This is a genomic window from Streptomyces sp. NPDC060028, assembly GCF_042736725.1.
Taxonomy (GTDB): domain Bacteria; phylum Actinomycetota; class Actinomycetes; order Streptomycetales; family Streptomycetaceae; genus Streptomyces.
Genome location: NZ_JBHWVJ010000044.1, coordinates 52,628 through 61,630, shown reverse-complemented (window position 1 = coordinate 61,630; position 9,003 = coordinate 52,628). Strand labels below are relative to the sequence as shown.

General features: G+C 70.2%; 7 protein-coding genes. 6 read left to right on the top strand and 1 reads right to left on the bottom strand.

The window, feature by feature from the left end; genetic code table 11:
* Window positions 1-228: 228 nt before the first annotated feature.
* Entirely contained in the window at window positions 229-729 is a 501-nt protein-coding gene (gene bldD / locus ACFWBF_RS22290; protein WP_069929708.1) for a transcriptional regulator BldD, read from the bottom strand.
* Window positions 730-960: 231 nt separating this feature from the next.
* Here bldD and pyrR point away from each other — a divergent pair, with 231 nt between their 5' ends.
* From pyrR to carB, 6 genes are all read left to right on the top strand, one after another.
* The gene (gene pyrR / locus ACFWBF_RS22285; RefSeq protein ID WP_385604535.1) at window positions 961-1,554 is read left to right on the top strand and encodes a bifunctional pyr operon transcriptional regulator/uracil phosphoribosyltransferase PyrR; all 594 of its coding nucleotides are present in this window, start codon (window positions 961-963) and stop codon (window positions 1,552-1,554) included.
* 101 nt (window positions 1,555-1,655) lie between these two features.
* Window positions 1,656-2,645 (top strand): aspartate carbamoyltransferase catalytic subunit, encoded by a 990-nt coding sequence (locus tag ACFWBF_RS22280; RefSeq protein ID WP_385604532.1) that lies wholly within the window; start codon window positions 1,656-1,658, stop codon window positions 2,643-2,645.
* Between the two features lie 2 nt (window positions 2,646-2,647).
* Window positions 2,648-3,934: a dihydroorotase gene (locus ACFWBF_RS22275; RefSeq protein WP_385604529.1), complete on the top strand. Its 1,287-nt coding sequence runs from the start codon at window positions 2,648-2,650 to the stop codon at window positions 3,932-3,934.
* Window positions 3,931-4,512 carry a hypothetical protein gene (locus ACFWBF_RS22270; protein WP_385604526.1) on the top strand — a complete coding sequence of 194 codons (582 nt, stop codon included), beginning with the start codon at window positions 3,931-3,933 and terminating at the stop codon, window positions 4,510-4,512. Before ACFWBF_RS22275 ends, ACFWBF_RS22270 begins: the two co-directional genes overlap by 4 nt.
* Complete coding sequence (carA, locus tag ACFWBF_RS22265; RefSeq protein ID WP_385604523.1) at window positions 4,509-5,651, top strand: glutamine-hydrolyzing carbamoyl-phosphate synthase small subunit; 1,143 nt, start codon at window positions 4,509-4,511, stop codon at window positions 5,649-5,651. The genes ACFWBF_RS22270 and carA overlap by 4 nt, the downstream gene beginning before the upstream one ends.
* A complete protein-coding gene (gene carB / locus ACFWBF_RS22260) occupies window positions 5,644-8,952 on the top strand; it encodes a carbamoyl-phosphate synthase large subunit (protein ID WP_385604520.1) in 3,309 nt (1,102 codons plus the stop codon). Before carA ends, carB begins: the two co-directional genes overlap by 8 nt.
* Window positions 8,953-9,003 lie beyond the last annotated feature (51 nt).

Below are 9,003 nucleotides of genomic sequence, written 5' to 3'. Positions count from 1 at the left end.
TTTTGGCCTGGTCTCGGGGTCTTGGATTGGTTAACTTTCGAGATGGATCTGGTGCAGGCGCCCCTCGGCTTCCTAGCTTTGGGCCCTCCGCGCGCGCGGGGGGCGCCCTTCCGTAATGCGGGGTGCGCGGCCGGCTGCGCGGGTACGACAAAACCGGTGGGTGCCGGGACGCCTCTCGGCACCCCGGCACCCACCGGTAACGTTTCTGCTGGCCCTGGGCCCAGGAAGCTAGATGTCCTCGTGCGCCACGGCGCGACGGGCATCCGCGTCCAGGACTCCCCAGCTGATGAGCTGCTCGGTCAGGACCGAGGGGGACTGGTCGTAAATGACGGCCAGGGTGCGCAGGTCGTCCTGGCGGATCGACAGCACCTTGCCGTTGTAGTCGCCGCGCTGGCTCTGGATCGTCGCGGCGTAACGCTGCAGCGGTCCGGCCTTCTCGGCGGGTACGTGGGCCAGGCGCTCCAGGTCGAGGCGCAGCTTCGGCGGCGGCTCGGCAGCCCCGCCGGGAGTCGTACCCGGCAGCAGCTCCTGAACCGGCACCCCGTAGAAGTCCGCCAGCTCGGCGAGGCGCTGGACGGTCACGGCGCGGTCTCCGCGCTCATAGGAACCGACCACAACGGCCTTCCACCGGCCCTGGGACTTCTCCTCGACACCGTGGAGGGAAAGGCCCTGCTGGGTGCGGATGGCGCGGAGCTTGGCCCCGAGCTGTTTGGCGTATTCGCTGGACATAAGGCTCCCGGACGCTGTGACGACGAGCGGCTCCGCCGCGCGGCTGGTAACTCACTGTGAGGTTACGCAGCGTTACTTGGGTGCGTCAAGCCGAATGGTCACCAACCCCCTCTTAGAGGGGCTCTGGTCAGCCCCGATGCGAATTCGACCCGATCCCCCTGGTACCGTGGAACGCGTAGATCAGACGTCCTTTAAGGTCCGTCCCGTGAGGCGGAGAAGGAGGTCCTTTTCATGGACACTCAGAACGCTGCCCAGAACTCCGGGCTCTCCGATGCCATGCGTCCCGTACTCGACGCACAGGACATCGCGCGGGTCCTGACCCGCATCGCCCACGAAATCGTCGAACGCGCCAAGGGCGCCGACGACGTGGTGCTCCTCGGCATCCCCACCCGCGGTGTGTACCTGGCCCGCCGGCTGGCCGCCAAGCTCGAAGAGATCACCGGTACGAAGATCCCGGTCGGCTCCCTCGACATCACCATGTACCGCGACGACCTGCGGATGAAGCCCGCCCGCGCGATCGGCCGCACCGAGATCCCCGGCGACGACATCGACGGCCGCCTCGTGGTCCTCGTCGACGACGTGCTCTTCTCCGGGCGCACCATCCGCGCCGCCCTCGACGCCCTCGGCGACATCGGCCGCCCCCGCGCCGTGCAGCTCGCGGTCCTCGTCGACCGCGGCCACCGCGAACTGCCGATCCGCGCCGATTACGTCGGCAAGAACCTCCCCACGTCGCTGCGGGAGACCGTCAAGGTCCAGCTCCAGGAGGAGGACGGCCGAGACGCCGTGCTGCTCGGCCAGCGGACCGACCGGCCGGCCGGGCTCTAGCCCGTACGCGCCACGGGCCCCCGGGCCCGCGCCGCAGCCTGCCCTGCCCGTGCCTCCAGCCAGCCCCGCTGTCTGCCCTCCCCGACTTACGGAGCACCCGGATGAAGCGCCACCTCATCTCGGCCGCCGATCTCACGCGCGACGACGCCGTCCTCATCCTCGACACCGCCGAGGAGATGGCCCGCGTCGCGGACCGGCCGATAAAGAAGCTGCCCACCCTGCGCGGCCGCACGATCTGCAACCTCTTCTTCGAGGACTCGACCCGTACCCGCATCTCCTTCGAGGCCGCCGAGAAGCGCCTCTCCGCCGACGTGATCAACTTCGCGGCGAAGGGCTCCAGCGTCTCCAAGGGCGAGTCCCTCAAGGACACCGCCCAGACCCTGGAGGCCATGGGCGTCGACGCCGTGGTCATCCGGCACAGCGCCTCCGGCGCCCCCTACCGGCTCGCGACCTCCGGCTGGATCGACGCCCCCGTGATCAACGCGGGCGACGGCACCCACCAGCACCCCACCCAGGCCCTGCTCGACGCGTTCACCATGCGCCGCCGCCTGGTCGGCAAGGACGCCGGACTCGGCAAGGGGCTCGACGGCCGCCGGATCACCCTCGTCGGCGACGTCCTGCACAGCCGCGTGGCCCGCTCCAACGTCGACCTGCTCCACACCCTCGGCGCCGAGGTCACCCTGGTGGCCCCGCCCACCCTGGTGCCGGTCGGCGTCGAAACCTGGCCGTGCGAGATCTCGTACAGCCTCGACGAGGTGCTGGCGAAGTCCGACGCGGTCATGATGCTGCGTGTGCAGCGCGAGCGCATGAACGCCGCCTTCTTCCCGACCGAGCGCGAGTACTCCCGGCGCTACGGTCTGGACGGCGCGCGCATGGCGCGGATGCCCGAGCACGCCATCGTCATGCACCCCGGCCCGATGGTCCGCGGCATGGAGATCACCGCCGAGGTCGCCGACTCCGACCGCTGCACGGTCGTCGAGCAGGTCGCCAACGGCGTGTCGATCCGCATGGCCGTCCTGTACCTGCTGCTCGGCGGATCCGAGCCCGCCGTCACCACCACCAGCACGCCCCGCACCGAGGAGAGCAAGTAAAGATGAGCAAGATCCTTATTCGTGGCGCGAAGGTGCTCGGTGGCGAGGCGCAGGACGTCCTGATCGACGGCGAGACCATCGCCGAGGTGGGGCAGGACCTGTCCGCCGAGGGCGCGACCGTCATCGAGGCGGAGGGCCAGGTGCTCCTCCCGGGCCTCGTCGACCTGCACACCCACCTGCGCGAGCCCGGCCGCGAGGACTCCGAGACCGTCCTGACCGGCACCCGCGCCGCCGCCTCCGGCGGCTTCACCGCCGTCTTCGCCATGGCCAACACCTTCCCGGTCGCCGACACCGCCGGCGTCGTCGAGCAGGTCTGGCGCCTGGGCAAGGAGTCCGGCTACTGCGACGTGCAGCCGATCGGCGCCGTCACCGTGGGCCTGGAGGGCAAGAAGCTGTCCGAGCTGGGCGCCATGCACGAGTCCGCCGCCCGCGTCACCGTCTTCTCCGACGACGGCAAGTGCGTGGACGACGCCGTGATCATGCGCCGCGCCCTGGAGTACGTGAAGGCCTTCGGCGGCGTCGTCGCCCAGCACGCCCAGGAGCCCCGCCTGACCGAGGGCGCCCAGATGAACGAGGGCATCGTCTCGGCCGAGCTGGGCCTCGGCGGCTGGCCGGCCGTCGCCGAGGAGTCGATCATCGCTCGCGACGTCCTCCTCGCCGAGCACGTCGGCTCCCGCGTGCACATCTGCCACCTCTCCACCGCCGGCTCCGTCGAGATCGTCCGCTGGGCCAAGTCCCGCGGCATCGACGTCACCGCCGAGGTCACCCCGCACCACCTGCTCCTCACCGACGAGCTCGTCCGCTCGTACGACCCGGTCTACAAGGTCAACCCGCCGCTGCGCACCGAGCGCGACGTCATGGCCCTGCGCGAGGCGCTCGCCGACGGCACGATCGACATCGTCGCCACCGACCACGCCCCGCACCCGCACGAGGACAAGGACTGCGAGTGGGCCGCCGCCGCCATGGGCATGGTGGGCCTGGAGACCGCGCTGTCCGTCGTCCAGCAGACGATGGTGGAGACCGGACTGCTCGACTGGGCGGGCGTCGCCGAGCGCATGTCCCACGCCCCGGCGCGCATCGGCAGCCTGCAGAACCACGGCCGGCCCGTCTCGGCAGGTGAACCCGCGAACCTGACCTTGGTCGATACCTCGTACCGTGGAGTCGTGGACCCCGCACACTTCGCCTCCCGCAGCCGCAACACGCCTTACGAGGGCCGTGAGCTGCCGGGTCGCGTCACGCACACCTTCCTGCGGGGCCGGGCAACGGTCGTGGACGGGAAGCTGGCGTGACACCTGCAGTGATCCAACTGGCCGCCGAGGCCGCCGAACGACAGTCGGCGGAGGTGACGGACTGGGGCGCGCGCATCGCGTGGGTGATCGGTCTGCTCGTCTTCATCGCCTTCGTGTACTGGCTGATGCGGCAGGGCTGGAAATGGCGCGGCACCCTGCAGAGCGATCTGCCGGAGCTGCCCGTCGCCCCCGGCGGTCTCCCCGAGCACCGCCTGGCCCTGACCGGCCGGTACCACGGGTCCACCACCGCGGGGCAGTGGCTCGACCGGATCGTCGCCCACGGTCTGGGCGTCCGCAGCCGGGTCGAGCTCACGCTCACCGAGGCGGGCCTCGACGTGGTCCGTCCGGGTGCCACCGACTTCTTCGTACCGGCCGCGCAACTGCGCGGCGCCCGCCTCGACAAGGGAATCGCGGGCAAGGTACTCACCGAGGGCGGTCTGCTCGTCGTCACATGGGCGCACGGCGACAGGCTGATCGACTCCGGATTCCGCTCCGACCGCGCGGCCGAACACGCCGCATGGGTCGAAGCCGTCAATCTCATGAACTCATCCATCACGACGGAAGGCGCCGAACGATGACGACCTCCACCAGGGGAGCTGCCAAAGCTCCCGCCGTACTCGTCCTGGAGGACGGTCGGATCTTCCGCGGCCGTGCCTACGGCGCTGTGGGGGAGACCTTCGGCGAGGCCGTGTTCTCCACCGGCATGACCGGCTACCAGGAGACCCTCACCGACCCGTCGTACCACCGGCAGGTCGTCGTGATGACCGCCCCGCATGTGGGCAACACCGGCGTCAACGACGAGGACCCCGAGTCCTCCCGCATCTGGGTCGCCGGCTACGTCGTACGCGACCCCGCCCGCGTCCCGTCCAACTGGCGCTCGCAGCGCTCGCTGGACGAGGAACTGGTCAAGCAGGGCGTCGTCGGCATCTGCGGCATCGACACCCGCGCCCTGACCCGCCACCTGCGCGAGCGCGGCGCCATGCGCGTCGGCATCTTCTCCGGCGAGGCCGTGGCCGACGACGCGGCCCTGCTGGCCCGCGTCCTGGAAGCCCCGCAGATGAAGGGCGCCAACCTCTCCGCCGAGGTCGCCACCAAGGAGACGTACGTCGTCCCCGCGATCGGCGAGAAGAAGTTCACCGTCGCCGCCGTGGACCTCGGCATCAAGGGCATGACCCCGCACCGGATGGCCCAGCGCGGCATCGAGGTGCACGTGCTCCCCGCCACCGCCACCGTCGAGGACGTGTACGCGGTCAACCCCGACGGCGTCTTCTTCTCCAACGGCCCGGGCGACCCGGCCACCGCCGACGGCCCCGTCGCCGTCATGCAGGGGGTTCTGGAGCGCAAGACCCCGCTCTTCGGCATCTGCTTCGGCAACCAGATCCTGGGCCGCGCGCTCGGCTTCGGCACGTACAAGCTGAAGTACGGCCACCGCGGCATCAACCAGCCGGTGCAGGACCGCACCACCGGCAAGGTCGAGGTCACCGCGCACAACCACGGCTTCGCCGTGGACGCGCCCCTCGACAAGGTCTCCGAGACCCCCTACGGCCGCGCCGAGGTCTCCCACGTCTGCCTGAACGACCAGGTCGTGGAAGGCCTCCAGCTGCTCGACCAGCCGGCCTTCTCCGTCCAGTACCACCCCGAGGCGGCTGCCGGCCCGCACGACGCCGCGTACCTCTTCGACCGTTTCGTATCGCTGATGGAGGCCGAGCGTGCCTAAGCGCACCGATATCCAGTCCGTCCTGGTCATCGGCTCCGGCCCGATCGTCATCGGCCAGGCCGCCGAGTTCGACTACTCCGGCACCCAGGCCTGCCGCATCCTCAAGGCCGAGGGTCTGCGGGTCATCCTGGTGAACTCCAACCCCGCGACGATCATGACCGACCCGGAGATCGCCGACGCCACGTACGTCGAGCCGATCACCCCCGAGTTCGTCGAGAAGATCATCGCGAAGGAGCGCCCCGACGCGCTGCTCCCGACCCTCGGCGGCCAGACCGCTCTGAACACCGCCATCTCCATGCACGAGCAGGGTGTGCTCGAGAAGTACGGTGTCGAGCTCATCGGCGCCAACGTCGAGGCCATCAACAAGGGCGAGGACCGCGAGCTCTTCAAGGGCGTCGTCGAGGCCGTCAAGGCCAAGATCGGCTACGGCGAGTCCGCCCGCTCGGTCATCTGCCACACGATGGACGACGTCATCCAGGGCGTCGACACCCTCGGCGGCTACCCCGTCGTCGTGCGCCCCTCCTTCACCATGGGCGGCGCCGGCTCCGGCTTCGCGCACGACGAGGAAGAGCTGCGCCGCATCGCCGGCCAGGGCCTGACGCTCTCCCCGACCACCGAGGTGCTCCTGGAGGAGTCCATCCTCGGCTGGAAGGAGTACGAGCTGGAGCTGATGCGCGACACCAAGGACAACGTGGTCGTCGTCTGCTCCATCGAGAACTTCGACCCGATGGGCGTCCACACCGGCGACTCCATCACCGTCGCCCCGGCGATGACGCTGACCGACCGCGAGTACCAGCGGCTGCGCGACATCGGCATCGCGATCATCCGCGAGGTCGGCGTCGACACCGGCGGCTGCAACATCCAGTTCGCCATCGACCCGGTCGACGGCCGCGTCATCGTGATCGAGATGAACCCGCGGGTCTCGCGCTCCTCGGCGCTCGCGTCGAAGGCCACCGGCTTCCCGATCGCCAAGATCGCCGCCAAGCTGGCCATCGGCTACACGCTCGACGAGGTCCCCAACGACATCACCGAGAAGACCCCGGCCTCCTTCGAGCCGAGCCTCGACTACGTCGTGGTCAAGGCCCCGCGCTTCGCCTTCGAGAAGTTCCCGCTCGCCGACTCCACCCTCACCACCACCATGAAGTCGGTGGGCGAGGCCATGGCCATCGGCCGCAACTTCACCGAGGCGCTCCAGAAGGCCCTTCGCTCCCTGGAGAAGAAGGGCTCGCAGTTCACCTTCGTCGGCCCGGTCGGCGACAAGGCCGAGCTCCTCGCCGCCGCGGTCCGCCCGACCGACGGCCGCATCAACACCGTCATGCAGGCCATCCGCGCCGGAGCCACCCAGGAAGAGGTCTTCGAGTCCACGAAGATCGACCCCTGGTTCGTCGACCAGCTCTTCCTGATCAAGGAGATCGCCGACGAGCTGGCCGCCGCCGAGAAGCTCCACCCCGAGCTGCTCGCCGAGGCCAAGCGCCACGGCTTCTCCGACGCCCAGATCGCCGAGATCCGCGGCCTGCGCGAGGACGTCGTCCGCGAGGTCCGCCACGCGCTCGGCGTCCGCCCGGTCTACAAGACGGTCGACACCTGCGCCGCCGAGTTCGCCGCGAAGACCCCGTACTTCTACTCCTCGTACGACGAGGAGTCCGAGGTCGCCCCGCGCACCAAGCCCGCGGTCATCATCCTGGGCTCCGGCCCGAACCGCATCGGCCAGGGCATCGAGTTCGACTACTCCTGCGTCCACGCCTCCTTCGCCCTCAGCGACGCCGGCTACGAGACCGTGATGGTCAACTGCAACCCGGAGACCGTCTCCACCGACTACGACACCTCCGACCGCCTGTATTTCGAGCCGCTGACGCTCGAAGACGTGCTGGAGATCGTGCACGCCGAGTCCCTCGCGGGCCCGATCGCCGGTGTCATCGTCCAGCTCGGCGGCCAGACCCCCCTCGGTCTCGCCCAGGCGCTCAAGGACAACGGCGTCCCCGTCGTCGGCACCTCGCCGGAGGCCATCCACGCCGCCGAGGACCGTGGCGCCTTCGGCCAGGTCCTCGCCGACGCCGGCCTGCCGGCCCCCAAGCACGGCACCGCCACCACCTTCACGGGTGCCAAGGCCATCGCCGACGAGATCGGCTACCCCGTCCTCGTGCGCCCCTCGTACGTGCTCGGCGGCCGCGGCATGGAGATCGTGTACGACGAGGCCCGCCTCGAGTCGTACATCGCCGAGTCCACCGAGATCTCGCCGACCCGCCCCGTGCTGGTCGACCGCTTCCTCGACGACGCCATCGAGATCGACGTCGACGCCCTCTACGACGGCACCGAGCTCTACCTCGGCGGCGTCATGGAGCACATCGAGGAGGCCGGCATCCACTCCGGCGACTCGGCCTGCGCCCTGCCCCCGATCACCCTCGGCGGCTACGACATCAAGCGCCTGCGCGCCTCCACCGAGGCCATCGCCAAGGGCGTCGGCGTCCGCGGCCTGATCAACATCCAGTTCGCGATGGCGGGTGACATCCTCTACGTCCTGGAGGCCAACCCGCGCGCCTCCCGGACCGTCCCCTTCACCTCGAAGGCGACCGCCGTCCCGCTCGCGAAGGCCGCCGCGCGCATCTCGCTCGGCACCACCATCGCCGAGCTGCGCGCCGAGGGCATGCTGCCCAAGACCGGCGACGGCGGCACCCTGCCGCTCGACGCGCCGATCTCCGTCAAGGAGGCCGTCATGCCGTGGTCGCGCTTCCGCGACATCCACGGCCGCGGCGTCGACACGGTCCTCGGCCCGGAGATGCGCTCCACCGGCGAGGTCATGGGCATCGACTCCGTCTTCGGCACGGCGTACGCCAAGTCGCAGGCCGGCGCCTACGGCCCGCTGCCGACCAAGGGCCGCGCCTTCATCTCCGTCGCCAACCGCGACAAGCGCTCGATGATCTTCCCGGCGCGCGAGCTCGTCGCCCACGGCTTCGAGCTGCTCGCGACCTCCGGCACCGCCGAGGTGCTGCGCCGCAACGGCATCAACGCCACCGTGGTGCGCAAGCTCAGCGAGGGCGAGGGCCCGGACGGCGAGAAGACCATCGTCCAGCTGATCCACGACGGCCAGGTCGACCTGATCGTCAACACCCCGTACGGCACCGGCGGCCGCCTCGACGGCTACGAGATCCGCACGGCGGCCGTGGCGCGCAGCGTCCCGTGCCTGACGACGGTCCAGGCGCTCGCCGCCGCCGTCCAGGGCATCGACGCGCTCAACCGCGGCGACGTGGGCGTCCGTTCGCTCCAGGAACACGCCGAGCACCTGATCGCGGCCCGCGACTAGCAGCCCGTACAGGAGAGGGGGACACCGGATTCGCTGACGCGACGGGTGTCC